The organism is Pseudomonas sp. B21-012 (assembly GCF_024749305.1).
GTDB lineage: Bacteria > Pseudomonadota > Gammaproteobacteria > Pseudomonadales > Pseudomonadaceae > Aquipseudomonas.
On sequence record NZ_CP087197.1, the window covers coordinates 870,286 to 884,371 of the forward strand.

Genomic DNA, 14,086 nt, shown 5'->3' on the forward strand with positions numbered 1-14,086 from the left:
TTTTTTATGCCGGCAGATTATGCGTAGCTCTGCGCCGGGCTGCTTTCGACCAGGCCCAGGGCCTCGTCGTTGTACGCACTGATCTTGTGGTACAGGGCCGCGTCGGTGGCCAGGACCTTTTCCCGGGCCGGGAAAATTTCCTTGAGCTTGGCCGCCCAGGCGCCCTTGGCCTGCTCGGGGAAGCAGCGCTCGATCAGATCCAGCATGATCGACACGGTTACCGAAGCACCAGGGGAAGCACCGAGCAGGGCGGCCAGGGAGCCGTCCTTGGCTGCAACCAGTTCGGTACCGAACTGCAGGATGCCGCCTTTTTTCGGGTCTTTCTTGATGATCTGCACGCGCTGGCCAGCCACTTCCAGGCGCCAGTCCTCGGCCTTGGCCTCGGGGTAGAAGCGGCGCAGTGAATCCAGGCGCTGCTCCATCGACTGCATCACTTCGCTGACCAGGTACTTGGTCAGGTCCATGTTGTCGCGGGCCACGGCCAGCATCGGGCCGATGTTGCCCATGCGTACCGACAGCGGCAGGTCGAGGAACGAGCCGTGCTTGAGGAACTTGGTGGTGAAGCCTGCGTACGGGCCGAACAGCAGTGAGGTCTTGCCGTCGACCACGCGGGTATCCAGGTGCGGCACCGACATCGGTGGCGAACCTACTGCGGCCTGGCTGTAGACCTTGGCCTGGTGGCGCTTGACCACTTCCGGGTTGTCGCACCGCAGCCACTGGCCGCTGACCGGGAAGCCGCCAAAGCCCTTGCTCTCTTCGATACCCGACAGTTGCAGCAGCGGCAGGGCCGCGCCACCGGCGCCGAGGAACACGAAGCGGGCATCGACTTCACGGCTGCTGCCGCTGTTGACGTCCTTGATGCTGACGGTCCAGCCGCTGCCGTTACGGCGCAGGCCGGTGACTTTCTTGCAGTACTTGACCTGTGCTTCGGGGGCGTTGGCCAGGTGCTTGAGCAGCTTGTTGGTCAGCGCGCCGAAGTTGACGTCGGTGCCTTTCATGACGCGGGTGGCGGCGATCTGCTGGTCGGCAGGGCGACCCGGCATCATCAGCGGCATCCACTCGTTCATCACCGCCTTGTCTTCGGTGTACTCCATTTCGCTGAAGGCGTGGTGCTGCTTGAGCATCTCGAAACGCTTCTTGAGGAAGCTGATGCCCTTCTCGCCCTCGACGTAGCTCAGGTGCGGCACGGGGTTGATGAACGCCCGCGGCGAGCTGAACGCACCCTTTTTGCTCAGGTAGGCCCAGAACTGCCGGGACACCTCGAACTGGGTATTGATATGCACCGCTTTCTTGATATCGATGCTGCCGTCGGCGGCCTGTGGCGTGTAGTTCAGTTCACACAGCCCGGCATGGCCGGTCCCGGCGTTGTTCCACGGGTTGGAACTTTCCGCGGCACCCGAATCCATCAACTCGACGACTTCCAGCTTGATCGCCGGGTCGAGTTCCTTGAGCAGTACGGCCAGGGTGGCACTCATGATGCCTGCCCCTACCAGTACTACATCGACTGCTTCGTTCTGCGCCATTAACGCGTCTCCAAAATCTTCAGCACCAAATTGACAGCATAGGATCCCCGGCTTGCCAGGATCGCCATGTCCGATTATTCGCAGTTTTTGCAACTTCAGCGGACACCACCAACCGGGCTTTGCGTTGCCTATGAACGCATTTTACAGCCGGTGCGGCAATTCGACTTATGGTCAAGGTATCCGTCGTGCGTTATGGACCGGTTTCAGGCACCCATTGCAAATGAGCGCTGTTGCCAGCTGTTCAGGGCTGTTCGGGACACTTTAGGTGCTTTTGCACATGCCAGACTGTTCATTGCTCGCCACACTCTCGTGAAGTTGTGAAAACCCGTTTTTTCACGCTCTTTTGGAGACGTGAACCTCAAAATGGGCTGCGCGATGGCAGACCCGGCAGGTTCAGGCAGAGCAGATGGCCGGATGACGCAGGCACACTGGCTGGTGCAAGACCTGTGTGGAAGGCTCTCTGTGGGCGGTGCGGGGGATGCGCAATGCTGGGCATTGGCGGTACTGCGAGGCCCGATCAGGAGACGTCCTTATAATCGGGGGGAGATTATAGCGATGTCGCGGGCAGAAAAGCTCTTTATTAGCGACTTTTATTGAGGCAAAACTCAGGCGGCGAGGCTGCGTTGCAGCCAGTTTCCACTGACACGCTTTGAAACACGGGCGCTGGCGGGCAGCGGACGGTTGAGCCAGGCCAGGCGAATTTCGCTGATTTCCACCCAGCCACTGGTCGCCGGGGCCTGCGCGCACTGCTTGAAGGCCTGGCAAAGGCCGTGGGCGTCGAGGCGGGCGAAGCAGCGTTGCGGGTTGCGTTTGAACAGCAGGGCCAGGAGCGAGGACATGGCGGGTATCCCTGTGAAGAACTGAGCCTAGGATAACCGGGCAGTGATGAAACGATTGTGACAGCGAACCGGGCCCGGGGATGCCTGTCTTATTCACTAATGGCACGCCGATAGCTGGGCTGCCCCGTGCTGGTTATACTGGCGGCCTTTGCTGCCTATTCTGGAGAGATGAGCATGTTGCAACGTTTGTTGTTCGGTTTGATCGCGGTGACCAGTCTGACCCTGGCCGGTTGTGCCCACAGCCCGCAACAACTCAGCCCGCAACCGAAACTCAACGCCCAGCTGGCGCCGGTCGGTCATGGCCAGCCAGTGGTGGTCAAGGTGGTCGATGGCCGCGCTTCGCAAACCCTCGGCACCCGTGGTGGCCTGTACCCTGAAACCAGCGCCATCACCGTGACCGGCAACGACATCCTGCCAAAACTGCAGGCCCAGGCCGAAGCAGCTGTGCGCCTGCTGGGCTTTACCCCGACGCCGAACGCCTACAACGCGCCGCAGCTGACCGTGACCCTGGCCGAGCTCAAGTACCAGTCGCCCAAAGAAGGCATGTACGTGACCGAAGCCACCATCGGCGCAACCTTCAAGGCTGACGTGGCCAACGCCAACCGTCGCTACAGCGGCCGCTACGGCGCGTCGCTGGACCAGCGCTTCGGCATGGCGCCGAACCAGGAAACCAACACCAAGCTGGTGGGTGATGTGCTCAGCGATGCGCTGACCCGCCTGTTCAAGGACCAGGCCATCGGCCAGATCCTCGGCGAATAAGCCTCACCAGCAAAAAGCCCGATGTCTGCATGGCAGGCATCGGGCTTTTGTGTTTTTGCAGGTTCAGGCGGCTTCGACGTAGAAGTCCAGCACGCTGATGCCGGTAGGGCCGTCGACCTCGGGCAGGTCTTCATGGGCATGCCCGCCCAGGGCGCAGTACACCAGCCATTGGCGGTCCTGGACGTTGAACGCCAGGCCGTCGATCAACGCCTGCTGCTCATCGCTCTGGGCGATCAGGTAGAGGCGGTCCTGGTTTTCGGCGTGCAGCATGACAAGCTCCGGTAAGTGGCGACGGCCGATAGAGTGGCGTGTCTTGATGACGAGCGTGTGACGCCGGGAATTAATCGTCATTTGTCGCAAAGCACAGGCAAGGGCACGGCGCTTGGGTAGAATGCCCGCCGAGTCGAAAGTATCGATGTACTTCTTTTGAGGTTTTGCGATGTCGTTGCAAGTGATCTGGGGGTTGTTCGCCGCCCATCCGGCCAAACTGATCAATCTGCTGGCCCTGTTGCTGACCTGCCCGGGCGGCCTGCTGCTGCACAGTGCCCGCCGCCGCGCGGCGCAAACCCTGGCGGGCCTGGCTGGTGATGAAGCGGTGATCGATGGCATGAGCCTGCGCATCAACCGCTTCTACTACATTCTTGGCTTTGCCTTCCTGGCGCTGGCCTTGCTGTTGTCCTGGTTCAGCACCTGGGTGTGAAGCCTGCTCCCAAGTTAATTGTGGGAGCGGGCTTGACCCGCGATAAATTTACAACGCCAACCCCGCCTTGACCCGGTACTGATTGCGTACCGGCATCGCGTACTGCTGCACCAGGTACGGCCGCTGTTCGGCCGGGCAGGCGTCCAGGCGGCGCTGCCATTCGGCCTGGGCGCGGGCCAGTTCATCGGCCGCAAACACCTTGGCCGCTGCTGGCACCTCCAGCGCCGGGTCGGCATCGGCCCACTGCGCATAGGCCAGGTAATGCACCGGGAACAACCGGTAGCCGGCCAGAATCTGCCGGTCAATTTCTGCTGCCAGTTGCTTGGTGTCCTCGACGAACTCCGTCACCGGCGGGGCAAAGTTGATGTGCACGCGGCCTTTGTAGCCGGTGATGCCCTGGGCGATGCTGATGTCGTCTTCACCCGGCGCCTTGCTGTAGGTGCCGGTGGTGGCGCGAATGTACAGCTCGCGGGCCTTGGCCTGGTCGCAGGGGTCGTACTCGTAGCTGATCGACACCGGGCTCAGGTTCAGCGACTGGATCACGGCGCCGAACGGCTCGTCCTTGCGGCTCATGTGGAACATTTTCAGGATTGCCGAATCGGTACGGTCATCACCATCCTTGGCCCGGCCTTCGGCCTGGGCGATCCAGATCGACTGGCCGTCGTTACGGATCGAATGGTTGATGTAGGCCGACAGCAGCTGGTAAGCCGCGAGCTTTTCCCGCCGGCCAGTGATCGAGCGGTGCACGATGAAGCTCTTGTTCAGGCGCATCATGTCGCTGACGAACGGTTTTTGCAGCAGGTTGTCGCCGATGGCGATGCGCGGGGTCGGCAGGCCGGCGTGGTACACGGCATAGTTGACGAAGGCCGGGTCCATGACGATGTCGCGGTGGTTGGCCAGGAACAGGTAGGCGGTACCGGCCTTGAGCTGCTCGACGCCGGTGTAGGTCACGCCGTCGGTTGCCCGCTCGATGGTATGGTCGACGTAGTACTCGACTTTGTCCTGCAGGGTCGAAACGCAGGTGACCCCGGCAAACTCTTTGCGCAGGCGCCGGGCGATCAGCGGCTTGAGCAGCCAGCCGAAGGCCCCGGCCATGCGCGGGAAGCGGAAGTGGGTGAGGATATCGAGGAATGCCGGGTCGCTGAGCAGCCGTGCCAGAACGGCAGGGACTTCAGCGTCGTCGTACGGTCGGATGGCATCGAATTCGCCCATCATGCTCTCTTGTTGGAAACGGCTAGGGTAATAGGTAGGGCCGGGGTCTGAAAAACGGCTCAGACACACTCAGGGCCTGTAAATAGACCGGCAATTATACGCACAAGTCACTCGGGAGGCCGCGATGCTGGAGACAGCGCTTTACGATTGTCCTTATTGTGGTGAAGAAGTCGAGACGACAGTGGACCTGTCGGGCGGTGATCAGGAGTACATCGAAGACTGTCAGGTGTGCTGCAAGCCGATCCGTTTCGTGCTGCAGGTGCATGGCGAGGAATGGATGCTGGACGTTTATGGTGAGAATGACTGATGCAGCGAATCTACGACCCTGAAAGCCTGCTCGAAGCACAAATGCTCATCGGCATGCTCGCCAGCGAAGGCATCACAGTGCACCTGGTCGGCCGCGACCTGATGGGCGCCATGGGCGACCTGCCGATGCACGGTTTGCTCGGTTTGGCGGTGGCCGATGAGCAGGCTGCCTGCGCACGCGAGCTGATCGCCGCGTACAATAGCGCCCAGCCACTTGCCGGCGACGAACCGGAGAACATCCCCGGAACCCTGATTTGCTAGGTTTTTGCCCTCATGTGTGGACGTTATGCGCTGTTTCGCTGGTCTCCCGCCTTTGCTGCCCTGCCGGGATTTCCCAGTGACCAGCAGGCGCAATGGAATATCTCCCCCGGCGCCTCGGTGCTGATCCAGCGCCGCCTCGAGGGTGGCCAGCTGGAGCTGGCGCGGGCACGCTGGGGGCTGACCCCGGCCTGGCTCACCGACTTGTCGCGCACCCCGGCCCACGCCCGCGCCGAAACCCTGGCCGAACAGCCGATGTTCCGTGAGGCGTTTCGCCTGCGTCGCTGCCTGCTACCGGCCAACGGCTTTTACGAATGGCGCGGCACCCAGCGCAAGCGGCCGTACTGGCTGACGCCGGGGGAGGGCTCGTCGTTGTTTTTTGCAGCGATCTGGGAAGCGTATCCGGTGCAGGATCAGGTCTGGCTGAGTACCGCGGTGGTAACCCAGGCGGCGCTGAACCAGCGCCGGCCGCTGATTCTCGATGAGGCCGGGCAGGCTGCCTGGCTCGATCCCGAAACCCCGCCGGCGCGCTTGTACGAGCTGCTGGCGGGCGGCCAGGCGCCGCTGCGTGAGCGGGTGCTGGCCAATATGGTCAATGATCCCAAGCTCAATGGGCCGGAGTGTCTGACCCCGGCTTAAAAGCATCGCGGGTCAAGCCCGCTCCCTCAGCTGACCCTTTGCTCTGTGGGGGCTGGCTTTACACCCTGAACTGATTGATCAAGCGCCGCTGTTGCTCGGCCAGCTTGGTCAGCTCGGCGCTGGCGGTACTCGACTCATCCGCCCCGCCAGCCACCTCGTTGGCCACCTGGCCAATATTGATCACGTTACGGTTGATGTCTTCGGCCACCGCGCTCTGCTCTTCGGCAGCACTGGCAATCTGCGTGTTCATGTCGTTGATCACCGACACTGCCTGGGTAATGCTTTCCAGCGCCTGGGCAGCGCGCGCGGCTTGCTGCACGCTGTCGTCGGTCTTGCCCTGGCTGTCTTCCATGACCCGCACCACATCGCGGGTACCTTGCTGCAGTTGCTGGATCATCTGCTGGATTTCTTCGGTGGCCTGCTGGGTTTTCTGCGCCAGGTTGCGCACTTCATCAGCGACCACGGCAAAACCACGGCCCTGCTCACCGGCGCGAGCGGCCTCGATGGCGGCGTTAAGCGCCAGCAGGTTGGTCTGCTCGGCAATCGCGCGGATGGCGGTGAGGATGGCGTTGATGTTTTCGCTGTCGCGCGCCAGGTTCTGCACCACACCCACTGCTCGACCGATTTCCTCGGCCAGGGCGCTGATCGAACTGGAAGTATCGCGCACGATCGCCAGGCCCTGGTGTGCGGCCTGGTCGGCATTGCTGGCGGCCTGGGCGGCATGGGTGGCGTTGCGCGCGACGTCCTGGGCGGTAGCGGTCATTTCGTGCACGGCGGTGGCCACCAGGTCGATCTCGGCCATTTGTTTGTGTACACCCTGGTTGGTGCGAATGGCGATGTCGGCGGTGTGTTCGGAGGAGTCGCTGACCTTCTGCACCGAGGCCACCACCTGGCTGATCATCGCCTGCAGCTTGCTCAGGAAGGTGTTGAAGCCCTTGGCGATCGAGCCCAGTTCGTCGGCGCGGTCGCTGCTCAGGCGGCGGGTCAGGTCGCCTTCGCCCTGGGCGATGTCATCGAGCATCGCCACCATCTGCCGCAGTGGCCGGGCAATGCCGTGGGCCAGCAGCCAGATCACCAGCAGGCCAAGGGCGGCGATACCCAGGCCGACCACGGTCATGCCGGTGATGTCGGTGCGGCGCTGGTCGCTGAGGTCGCTTTGCAACTTCTGCACATCGGCCATCACTGCGCTGATCGGCAGTTCCAGCAGCAGGGTCCAGCGCGCGTCGGTATTGGCGATCTTGAACGGCAAGTACAGCTCGATGCGGCCTGCGCCCTGGTCGACTTCGTAGTGCAGGTTCTCGCCGCTCAGTTGCGCCAGGGTGGCGGCGGCATTGGCGTCGAGGACGTCGCTGGCTTTTTCGCCGAACTTGCTCGGGTCTTTGGTAAAGGCCACCAGGCGGCCGTTGCCGGACACCAGTGCCAGCTCGCCGGCACCGTCATAGAGCTGGCGGTCGGCGGTATTGAGCAGTTCCTGGATGAAGTTCACCGACAGGTCGGCGCCGGCAATGCCCTGGAACGTGCCGTCGATCATGATCGGCTCGACGAACGAGGCGAGCATCACCACTTTGTCGCCTACCTTGTAAGGTGCCGGGTCGATCACGCAGGCTTTCTTTGATTCCCGCGGGCACAGGTAGTACTCACTGGCGCGCACGCCGGTGGCGAGGACGGTCTGGTCGTTGACGTCGGCCAGTTTGTCCAGGCCCAGGCTGCCGTCTTCGTTGCGGAACCACCAGGGCAGAAAGCGCCCGCTGGCGCTGTCGATACCGGTGATCGAGGTGCCGACGAAGCGCGCGTCGTCGCGGTCCAGGGCGTTACTTTCCCAGCCCAGGTAGGTGCCGAGGATCAGTGGGTTGGTCAGTGCTGTCTGCTTGAGCAGGGCGATCATTTGCTGGCGCTCGATCTTCAGCAGCGGATTGCCGCTGGCGTCCTGCATGCCGAGCATGGCGTTGCTGGTAGCCAGGCCCCTGGCAATCAGTAGCGGTGCTTCCAGGCCGCGCTGGATCTCGCTGACCTGGGTTCGCGCCAGGGCGGTCAGGCGCTGCTCGATCACCGCCTCGAACTGCTGCTGGGTGCGGCTTTGCACCAGCTCCTGGGTACGTTCGCCGGAATACACGGCGTACAGCACCAGGGCGGCGACAATGCTCAGGACAATGGCGCCGGCCAGGGCGGCGACGGAAAACTGGATCGACCGGAACTTCATGAGGGGGCTCCAAGCGCAAGGAAAGGCGTCTGCCTTGCGTTATCGGCCCGGCCGGGCGAAAGCATGAGCACCGTCTGGAGAATTCTTCGTCAGGGATATGGCGGGCTCAACGGAGTCGGCCTAGGATACGCGGCATGTTCGAAGGGAGTGTTTTCATGCGTAAGTCATTTGTAATCGGTGCATTGAGCGCCAGCGTCCTGCTCGCTGGCTGCCAGGCGGTGAACACCACCAGCGGCGGCGCCGTGGGTGTCGAGCGTAAGCAATACATGTTCAGCATGCTGTCGACCGATGAGGTCAACCAGATGTATGCCCAGTCCTACCAGCAAACCCTGGGCGAGGCATCCAGCAAGGGTGTGCTCGACAAGACCAGCAACAACGCCAAGCGCGTGCAATTGATCGCTGACCGCCTGATTGCCCAGGCCCCGCAGTTCCGCCCGGACTCGGCGCAGTGGAACTGGGAAGTCAACCTGATCAAGAGCGACGAGCTCAACGCCAACTGCGGCCCGGGTGGCAAGATCTTCGTCTACAGCGGCTTGATCGAAAAACTCAAGCTGACCGACGACGAGCTCGCTGCGGTCATGGGCCATGAAATCGCCCACGCCCTGCGTGAGCATGGTCGTGAGGCGATGTCCAAGGCCTATGGCGTGCAGATGGCTCGCCAAGGCGCCGGTGCCCTGCTGGGCCTGGGCCAGGACAGCATGGCGATCGCCGACACGGTGGTGCAGTACAGCATGACCCTGCCCAACAGCCGCGCCAACGAGAACGAAGCCGACCTGATCGGCCTGGAGCTGGCCGCCCGCGCCGGCTACAACCCGAATGCGGCGATCAGCCTGTGGGACAAGATGGCCCAGGCCTCGGGTGGCTCGCAGCCGGAGTTCATGAGCACTCACCCGGCATCGGCCAGCCGTCAGGCTTCGTTGCAGGCGGCGATTCCGAAGGTGATGCCGTTGTACGAGCAGGCCCGCAAGTAAAAATCGCAGGTCATGCCCGCTCCCACAGGCCACTGTAGGAGCGGGCTTGACCTGCGATTGTATTCAGCCGATCCAGCCACTGACCTGCATCGCCGAATACACCGCCACCGCGGCCAGGACGAAGAATGCAGCCGACGCCAGGCGGCGGATCAGGGTCAGTGGCAGTTTCTCTGCAGCAAAATTACCCGCCAATACCACCGGCACGTTGGCAATCAGCATGCCCAGGGTGGTACCGATAATGACCATGATCAGGTGCGGATACTGCGCCGCCAGCATCACCGTGGCGACCTGGGTCTTGTCGCCGATTTCCGCGATGAAGAACGCGATCAGGGTGGTCAGGAACGGGCCGAAGCGCCGTGCGGTGCTGGCTTCGTCATCGTCCATCTTGTCCGGGATCAGCGTCCACAGTGCCGTGGCGGCAAAGCTTGCGGCGAGAATCCAGTGCAGGGTGGCGGCGGAGAAGAAGGTGCTGAACCAGGCGCCGACGGCACCGGCCGCGGCATGGTTGGCCAGGGTAGCGGCAATGATACCGGCGATGATCGGCCAGGGCTTGCGAAAGCGCGCGGCAAGGATCAGCGCGAGCAATTGGGTTTTGTCGCCAATTTCGGCGAGGGCCACGATCGCGGTGGGGACGAGCAATGATTCCAGCATCAGGATTCCTACGGGGGCGGGTCGACACGGCTATGACACGTACAGCCTTCCCGCCCCGGGTAAGGTGTTCGTGTCATAGGTCTTGTCAAACCCTGGGTCCGTCTGTGCGGACCGTGGGTCGCACGCGCCATGGTCTGTGGACCAAGTATGTTGACGCGTACCGGGCGAGCTGGGTGCTCGCGGGAGACTACTCCCCTAGGACGGAGCGGATTCTGCCTAGGCAAATCCGTTTCGGCAAGCGCTCTTTTTAACCGCGTGTTGCCTGGTAGATGCGAAAGCCTTGGCCCTCGTCGCGGATCCGGCAGTTGCCCAGGGCCGCTTCGATCAGCGGCTGATAGCGCAGGAAGCTATTTGCCACCAATCGCATTTCGCCGCCTTTTTTCAGATGATCGGCTGATTTTCGCAGCAGGTTTTCCGAGGCCTGGTAATTGGTGTGAACACCTGTGTGGAACGGCGGGTTGCTGATGATCACGTCCAGCTCGCGCGGCGCGGCATCGATGCCGTCGCCGCAGATCACCTCGCCTTCCAGACCATTGGCGGCCAGGGTCAGGCGGCTGCTGGCCACGGCAAAGGCGTCGACATCAAGCAGGGTGATGCGGTTTTGCGGATAACGGCGTTTGATCGCCGCCCCGAGAACACCCGCGCCACAGCCAAAATCCAGCACGTGGCCGGTTGGCAGCTGGTCGAGGTTTTCCAGCAGCAGGGCGCTGCCGCGATCCAGGCGCCCATGGCTGAATACGCCCGGCAGGCTGACGATCTGCAGCGGGCCATCGGCCAGCTCCAGCTGGAAATGCTCGGCCAGGCTTTCCAGCGGCCTGGCTTCAGGGGCGTGCTCGACGGTGACCTGCCACAGCTGGCAATGGCGGGCGCTGTCGAGTTTGCGCGGCTTGCCGAAGGCGTGCAGTTGTTTGGCCGCGCCTTCGATGCCGCCGCGTTTCTCGCCGACCAGGTACAGCTGGCGACCGGCCAGGCGCGAGGCCAGGGCGTTGAGCAGGTAATTGGCCAGGTCCCGGGATTTGGGCAAGAACAGCACGGCGGCGTCGAAAGCCTGGGCCGGTGCGTTTACATCGAAGTGGCTGCGCCCGGCGAAGCGTGCCCCGAGCGCCGCCTGGTCGCCGGCGTGCCAGCTCCAGCCATGGGCCGCAGGCAACTTGCCGAGCAGGTCGTCGGCAGGCAAACCGGCCAGCAACAGCGAGCCCTGGAAAAGATCGGCCTGACGAAGCAACACTTCACTGCGCGGGTCCATGGACGGCGACTCCTGAAAAAAGTGGCGCAGTTTACCAGAGCCTGGCCGGGCTTAGACCTGGCGGCGCGGGCTGCCGGCAAAAAACGCCTCGGCGTTCTCGCTCAATTGCTCGACGATACGCTGGCGTGACTCGACCGCGCCCCAGGCGCTGTGCGGGGTGACGATCAGCCGCGGGATATCGGCCGCCAGCAGCGGGTTGCCGTTGACCGGTGGTTCGACACTCAGCACGTCGGTAGCCGCGCCGCCCAGGTGGCCGGCGCGCAGGGCATCGGCCAGGGCCTGCTCGTCGATCAGGCCGCCGCGGGCGGTGTTGATCACAAAGGCGCCGGGCTTGAGCAGGGCCAGTTGACGGGCGCCGATCAGGTTGCGGGTGTGCTCGTTGAGCGGGCAGTGCAGGGTCAGCGCGTCGACCTGCGGCAGCAGCTCATCCAGCGCAATTCGGTCTTCGCGGGGCGGGCGTCCGGGCAACTGGCCAAGCAGTACGCGCATGCCGAAGGCTTCGGCCAGGCGTGCTACGGCGCCACCCAGCTCGCCATGGCCGAGCAGGCCGAGGGTCTTGCCCTCAAGCTCGACGATGGGGAAGTCCAGCAGGCAGAACTGTTTGGCCTGGCCCCACTGGCCGTTGGCGACAGCCTTTTGATAGTCGCTCAGGCGCGTGGCCAGGGCCAACAGCAAAGCCAGGGTGTGCTGGGCCACCGACGGCGTGCCGTAGCCCTGGCAGTTGCTGACCACCACGCCCTGGGCGCGGGCGGCCTGCAGGTCGACATTGTTGGTGCCGGTGGCGGCCACCAGAATCAGCTTCAGCTCGGGGCAGGCGGCGAGGGTGGCGGCGTCGATCATGACCTTGTTACTGATCGCCACGCTGGCGCCCTGCAGGCGTTCGGCGACCTGCCCGGGGGCGCTGGCCGGATAGAGCTGCAGCTCATCGAAACAGGCCTTGAGGCGATCCAGCGCCAGGTCACCGAGGTCCAGGGAGCTATGGTCGAGAAACACGGCGCGACGGGAGATGGACATAGGGTGGCTCCAGTAAGGGCTCAAGCGTTGTAGGCGAAGCAATCGTAATGGCTGTGCTCAAGGCTGCTTTGCAGTTCAAGCAGGCCTTGCTGTTGCTGCTGCAGTGCCTGGATCTGCGCCTGCAGCTGGGCGCTTTTGCCGGCAATCGCCTGGCGCACCCGCTCGATCGGCAAGCCGGCCTGATCATCACTCACCAGCGCTTGCATCTCCTTGAGGCTGAAGCCGAGCTTTTGCGCGCACTTGATCAGGCTCAGCAGGGCGACGCTGTGTTGGTCATACAGGCGATAACGGCCCTGGCGCCTGGGCGCCGGCAGCAGGCCGATGCGCTCATAATGGCGAATGCTTTTGATGGTTGCCCCGGACAGCTGCGCGGCTTTGCCGATGTACATCGAACGTCCTTGTTAGTGCCGGTGAGCCAGCCTGCGCGCCTGCTGCAGCCAGGCATCGCGCTGGCCTGCGCTCGAGCTGATGATGGGGCCAAACGTTAACGTCTTTTGCGTCCTGATTCCACAGAAGCCCAGGGTAGTGCGGCGCATCTGCTGCAGCGCCGGCATGCGGTAGACCCAGCGGTAGTACCAGGGCGGGGTGTCCATGCTCACCAGCAGGTCGGCGCTGAGGCCCTTGAGCAACTGTTCGGGGAAGGGCGAGTTGTTGCGGTACTTGAAGGCAAAGCCGGGCAGCAGGATGCGATCGAGAAAGCCCTTGAGCAGCGCCGGAATCCCGCCCCACCAGACCGGGAAGACCAGCACCAGGTGCTCGGCCCAGCTGATCAGCTGCTGGGCGTGCAGCAGGTCGGGCTCCAAAGCTTGTACCTGTTGATAACCCTCGCGCAGGATCGGGTCGAAGGCCAGCTCGCCGAGCTCCAGCAGGCAGACTTCATGGCCTTTGTCGCGGGCACTGCTGATGTAGCTGTCGCTCAGTGCTGCGCAGAAACTGTTACGCGAAGGGTGGCCGAGTATCACCAGGATTCGTTTGCTCATCGAAGGCAGTTCCAGGGGCAAAGCGCTGAGGCTAACGCCTGCCCCAAGGGGGAGAGTCAAGGCGCCAGCACCCACAGGGATTGTTTCAAAGGTCTGCGAGGGCGTAGTGTGTTGCCCCCGTTTGACCTTTTGCCGCAAGGAGCCCCCATGTACTGGGCCGAATTTCTGACTGTCGCCTTGATCCACCTGCTGGCTGTAGCCAGCCCCGGCCCGGACTTTGCCGTGGTGGTACGCGAGAGTGTTACCCACGGCCGGCGCGCCGGTACCTGGACCGCTTTCGGCGTCGGCACCGCGATTTTCCTGCATGTGGGCTATTCGCTGCTGGGTATCGGCCTGATCGTGTCGCAGTCGATCATGCTGTTCAATGCGCTGAAATGGCTGGCTGCCGCCTACTTGCTGTACATCGGCTTCAAGGCCCTGCGCGCCCGCCCGGCCGCGCCTGGCAGCGACGCCGTGCAGGCCTCCACGGTCGAGCGCACACCGCGGGCGGCCTTTGTCGCCGGCTTCATGACCAATGGCCTGAACCCCAAGGCGACGCTGTTCTTCCTCTCGCTGTTCACCGTGGTCATCAACCCGCACACGCCGCTGGCGATCCAGGCCGGTTACGGGTTGTACCTGGCCGTGGCCACCGGCCTGTGGTTCTGCCTGGTGGCCATGCTGTTCAGCCAGCAGCGGGTGCGCGCCGGCTTTGCGCGCATGGGTCACTGGTTCGATCGCACCATGGGCGCGGTGCTGATTGCCCTGGGGGTGAAGATCGCTTTCACCGAAATGCACTGACAATGATGTTC

At 63.2% G+C, this 14,086-nt stretch carries 17 protein-coding genes, 1 pseudogene and 1 riboswitch; of the genes and pseudogenes, 7 read left to right on the plus strand and 11 right to left on the minus strand.

Translation table 11 applies throughout. The features are described from left to right. Positions 1 to 17: 17 nt before the first annotated feature. Both mqo and LOY37_RS03870 read right to left on the minus strand, forming a co-directional pair. Positions 18 to 1,523 (minus strand): malate dehydrogenase (quinone), encoded by a 1,506-nt coding sequence (mqo, locus tag LOY37_RS03865; protein ID WP_045196012.1) that lies wholly within the window; start codon positions 1,521 to 1,523, stop codon positions 18 to 20. 605 nt (positions 1,524 to 2,128) lie between these two features. Beyond that, positions 2,129 to 2,362 (minus strand): hypothetical protein, encoded by a 234-nt coding sequence (locus LOY37_RS03870; RefSeq protein WP_045196014.1) that lies wholly within the window; start codon positions 2,360 to 2,362, stop codon positions 2,129 to 2,131. Between the two features lie 174 nt (positions 2,363 to 2,536). Between LOY37_RS03870 and LOY37_RS03875 the strand changes: the two genes are divergently transcribed. Next, positions 2,537 to 3,121 carry a YajG family lipoprotein gene (locus LOY37_RS03875; protein WP_038997150.1) on the plus strand — a complete coding sequence of 195 codons (585 nt, stop codon included), beginning with the start codon at positions 2,537 to 2,539 and terminating at the stop codon, positions 3,119 to 3,121. A 63-nt stretch (positions 3,122 to 3,184) separates the two neighbouring features. Here LOY37_RS03875 and LOY37_RS03880 read toward each other — a convergent pair whose 3' ends face one another. Further along, a complete protein-coding gene (locus LOY37_RS03880) occupies positions 3,185 to 3,391 on the minus strand; it encodes a hypothetical protein (RefSeq protein WP_045196016.1) in 207 nt (68 codons plus the stop codon). A gap of 169 nt (positions 3,392 to 3,560) precedes the next feature. Between LOY37_RS03880 and LOY37_RS03885 the strand changes: the two genes are divergently transcribed. Beyond that, positions 3,561 to 3,821, plus strand: a complete 261-nt coding sequence (locus LOY37_RS03885) for a hypothetical protein (RefSeq protein ID WP_045196018.1) — start codon at positions 3,561 to 3,563, stop codon at positions 3,819 to 3,821. A 48-nt stretch (positions 3,822 to 3,869) separates the two neighbouring features. On the opposite strand, the gene LOY37_RS03890 is transcribed toward LOY37_RS03885, so the two are convergent. Further along, positions 3,870 to 5,033 (minus strand): 1-acyl-sn-glycerol-3-phosphate acyltransferase, encoded by a 1,164-nt coding sequence (locus tag LOY37_RS03890; protein ID WP_045196020.1) that lies wholly within the window; start codon positions 5,031 to 5,033, stop codon positions 3,870 to 3,872. A 124-nt stretch (positions 5,034 to 5,157) separates the two neighbouring features. On the opposite strand from LOY37_RS03890, the gene LOY37_RS03895 reads away from it, so the two are divergent. From LOY37_RS03895 to LOY37_RS03905, 3 genes are read left to right on the plus strand one after another with little or no spacing between them, the layout of a single operon-like run. Further along, positions 5,158 to 5,340: a CPXCG motif-containing cysteine-rich protein gene (locus LOY37_RS03895; RefSeq protein WP_045196022.1), complete on the plus strand. Its 183-nt coding sequence runs from the start codon at positions 5,158 to 5,160 to the stop codon at positions 5,338 to 5,340. Beyond that, on the plus strand, positions 5,340 to 5,600 hold the full coding sequence (locus LOY37_RS03900; RefSeq protein WP_038997143.1) for a putative signal transducing protein: 261 nt from the start codon (positions 5,340 to 5,342) through the stop codon (positions 5,598 to 5,600). The genes LOY37_RS03895 and LOY37_RS03900 overlap by 1 nt, the downstream gene beginning before the upstream one ends. Positions 5,601 to 5,612: 12 nt before the next feature. After that, a complete protein-coding gene (locus LOY37_RS03905) occupies positions 5,613 to 6,236 on the plus strand; it encodes an SOS response-associated peptidase (protein ID WP_045196024.1) in 624 nt (207 codons plus the stop codon). Between the two features lie 58 nt (positions 6,237 to 6,294). Here the strand turns inward: LOY37_RS03905 and LOY37_RS27490 are convergent, their stop codons facing one another. Further along, positions 6,295 to 7,137, minus strand: coding sequence for a methyl-accepting chemotaxis protein (locus LOY37_RS27490; protein ID WP_371128693.1), 843 nt, complete (start codon positions 7,135 to 7,137; stop codon positions 6,295 to 6,297). 12 nt (positions 7,138 to 7,149) lie between these two features. Further along, a pseudogene (locus LOY37_RS27495) lies at positions 7,150 to 8,436 on the minus strand (HAMP domain-containing protein); the annotation flags it as partial. Between the two features lie 155 nt (positions 8,437 to 8,591). Between LOY37_RS27495 and LOY37_RS03915 the strand changes: the two are divergent. Further along, positions 8,592 to 9,407 carry a M48 family metallopeptidase gene (locus tag LOY37_RS03915; RefSeq protein WP_045196578.1) on the plus strand — a complete coding sequence of 272 codons (816 nt, stop codon included), beginning with the start codon at positions 8,592 to 8,594 and terminating at the stop codon, positions 9,405 to 9,407. A 63-nt stretch (positions 9,408 to 9,470) separates the two neighbouring features. On the opposite strand, the gene LOY37_RS03920 is transcribed toward LOY37_RS03915, so the two are convergent. From LOY37_RS03920 to LOY37_RS03940, 5 genes are all read right to left on the minus strand, one after another. After that, positions 9,471 to 10,058, minus strand: a complete 588-nt coding sequence (locus LOY37_RS03920; RefSeq protein WP_045196027.1) for a TMEM165/GDT1 family protein — start codon at positions 10,056 to 10,058, stop codon at positions 9,471 to 9,473. An 88-nt stretch (positions 10,059 to 10,146) separates the two neighbouring features. Beyond that, positions 10,147 to 10,266, minus strand: a riboswitch (yybP-ykoY riboswitch). 39 nt (positions 10,267 to 10,305) lie between these two features. Then, on the minus strand, positions 10,306 to 11,304 hold the full coding sequence (locus tag LOY37_RS03925; RefSeq protein WP_258716334.1) for a class I SAM-dependent methyltransferase: 999 nt from the start codon (positions 11,302 to 11,304) through the stop codon (positions 10,306 to 10,308). Positions 11,305 to 11,355: 51 nt separating this feature from the next. Then, the gene (locus tag LOY37_RS03930) at positions 11,356 to 12,318 is read right to left on the minus strand and encodes a 2-hydroxyacid dehydrogenase (protein ID WP_045196031.1); all 963 of its coding nucleotides are present in this window, start codon (positions 12,316 to 12,318) and stop codon (positions 11,356 to 11,358) included. Positions 12,319 to 12,338: 20 nt separating this feature from the next. After that, positions 12,339 to 12,707, minus strand: a complete 369-nt coding sequence (locus LOY37_RS03935; RefSeq protein ID WP_045196033.1) for a MerR family transcriptional regulator — start codon at positions 12,705 to 12,707, stop codon at positions 12,339 to 12,341. A 12-nt stretch (positions 12,708 to 12,719) separates the two neighbouring features. Further along, the gene (locus LOY37_RS03940) at positions 12,720 to 13,298 is read right to left on the minus strand and encodes an NAD(P)H-dependent oxidoreductase (RefSeq protein WP_258716335.1); all 579 of its coding nucleotides are present in this window, start codon (positions 13,296 to 13,298) and stop codon (positions 12,720 to 12,722) included. A gap of 147 nt (positions 13,299 to 13,445) precedes the next feature. Between LOY37_RS03940 and LOY37_RS03945 the strand changes: the two genes are divergently transcribed. Beyond that, positions 13,446 to 14,075, plus strand: a complete 630-nt coding sequence (locus tag LOY37_RS03945) for a LysE family translocator (RefSeq protein ID WP_045196037.1) — start codon at positions 13,446 to 13,448, stop codon at positions 14,073 to 14,075. Positions 14,076 to 14,086: the final 11 nt, after the last annotated feature.

Excerpts from the sequence above, each read along its gene's own strand:
- mqo (WP_045196012.1), bottom strand. The coding sequence starts at position 1,523 with ATGGCGCAGAACGAAGCAGTCGATGTAGTACTGGTAGGGGCAGGCATC.
- LOY37_RS03870 (WP_045196014.1), bottom strand. The coding sequence starts at position 2,362 with ATGTCCTCGCTCCTGGCCCTGCTGTTCAAACGCAACCCGCAACGCTGC.
- LOY37_RS03875 (WP_038997150.1), top strand. The coding sequence starts at position 2,537 with ATGTTGCAACGTTTGTTGTTCGGTTTGATCGCGGTGACCAGTCTGACC.
- LOY37_RS03880 (WP_045196016.1), bottom strand. The coding sequence starts at position 3,391 with ATGCTGCACGCCGAAAACCAGGACCGCCTCTACCTGATCGCCCAGAGC.
- LOY37_RS03885 (WP_045196018.1), top strand. The coding sequence starts at position 3,561 with ATGTCGTTGCAAGTGATCTGGGGGTTGTTCGCCGCCCATCCGGCCAAA.
- LOY37_RS03890 (WP_045196020.1), bottom strand. The coding sequence starts at position 5,033 with ATGGGCGAATTCGATGCCATCCGACCGTACGACGACGCTGAAGTCCCT.
- LOY37_RS03895 (WP_045196022.1), top strand. The coding sequence starts at position 5,158 with ATGCTGGAGACAGCGCTTTACGATTGTCCTTATTGTGGTGAAGAAGTC.
- LOY37_RS03900 (WP_038997143.1), top strand. The coding sequence starts at position 5,340 with ATGCAGCGAATCTACGACCCTGAAAGCCTGCTCGAAGCACAAATGCTC.
- LOY37_RS03905 (WP_045196024.1), top strand. The coding sequence starts at position 5,613 with ATGTGTGGACGTTATGCGCTGTTTCGCTGGTCTCCCGCCTTTGCTGCC.
- LOY37_RS27490 (WP_371128693.1), bottom strand. The coding sequence starts at position 7,137 with ATGATCAGCCAGGTGGTGGCCTCGGTGCAGAAGGTCAGCGACTCCTCC.
- LOY37_RS03915 (WP_045196578.1), top strand. The coding sequence starts at position 8,592 with ATGCGTAAGTCATTTGTAATCGGTGCATTGAGCGCCAGCGTCCTGCTC.
- LOY37_RS03920 (WP_045196027.1), bottom strand. The coding sequence starts at position 10,058 with ATGCTGGAATCATTGCTCGTCCCCACCGCGATCGTGGCCCTCGCCGAA.
- LOY37_RS03925 (WP_258716334.1), bottom strand. The coding sequence starts at position 11,304 with ATGGACCCGCGCAGTGAAGTGTTGCTTCGTCAGGCCGATCTTTTCCAG.
- LOY37_RS03930 (WP_045196031.1), bottom strand. The coding sequence starts at position 12,318 with ATGTCCATCTCCCGTCGCGCCGTGTTTCTCGACCATAGCTCCCTGGAC.
- LOY37_RS03935 (WP_045196033.1), bottom strand. The coding sequence starts at position 12,707 with ATGTACATCGGCAAAGCCGCGCAGCTGTCCGGGGCAACCATCAAAAGC.
- LOY37_RS03940 (WP_258716335.1), bottom strand. The coding sequence starts at position 13,298 with ATGAGCAAACGAATCCTGGTGATACTCGGCCACCCTTCGCGTAACAGT.
- LOY37_RS03945 (WP_045196037.1), top strand. The coding sequence starts at position 13,446 with ATGTACTGGGCCGAATTTCTGACTGTCGCCTTGATCCACCTGCTGGCT.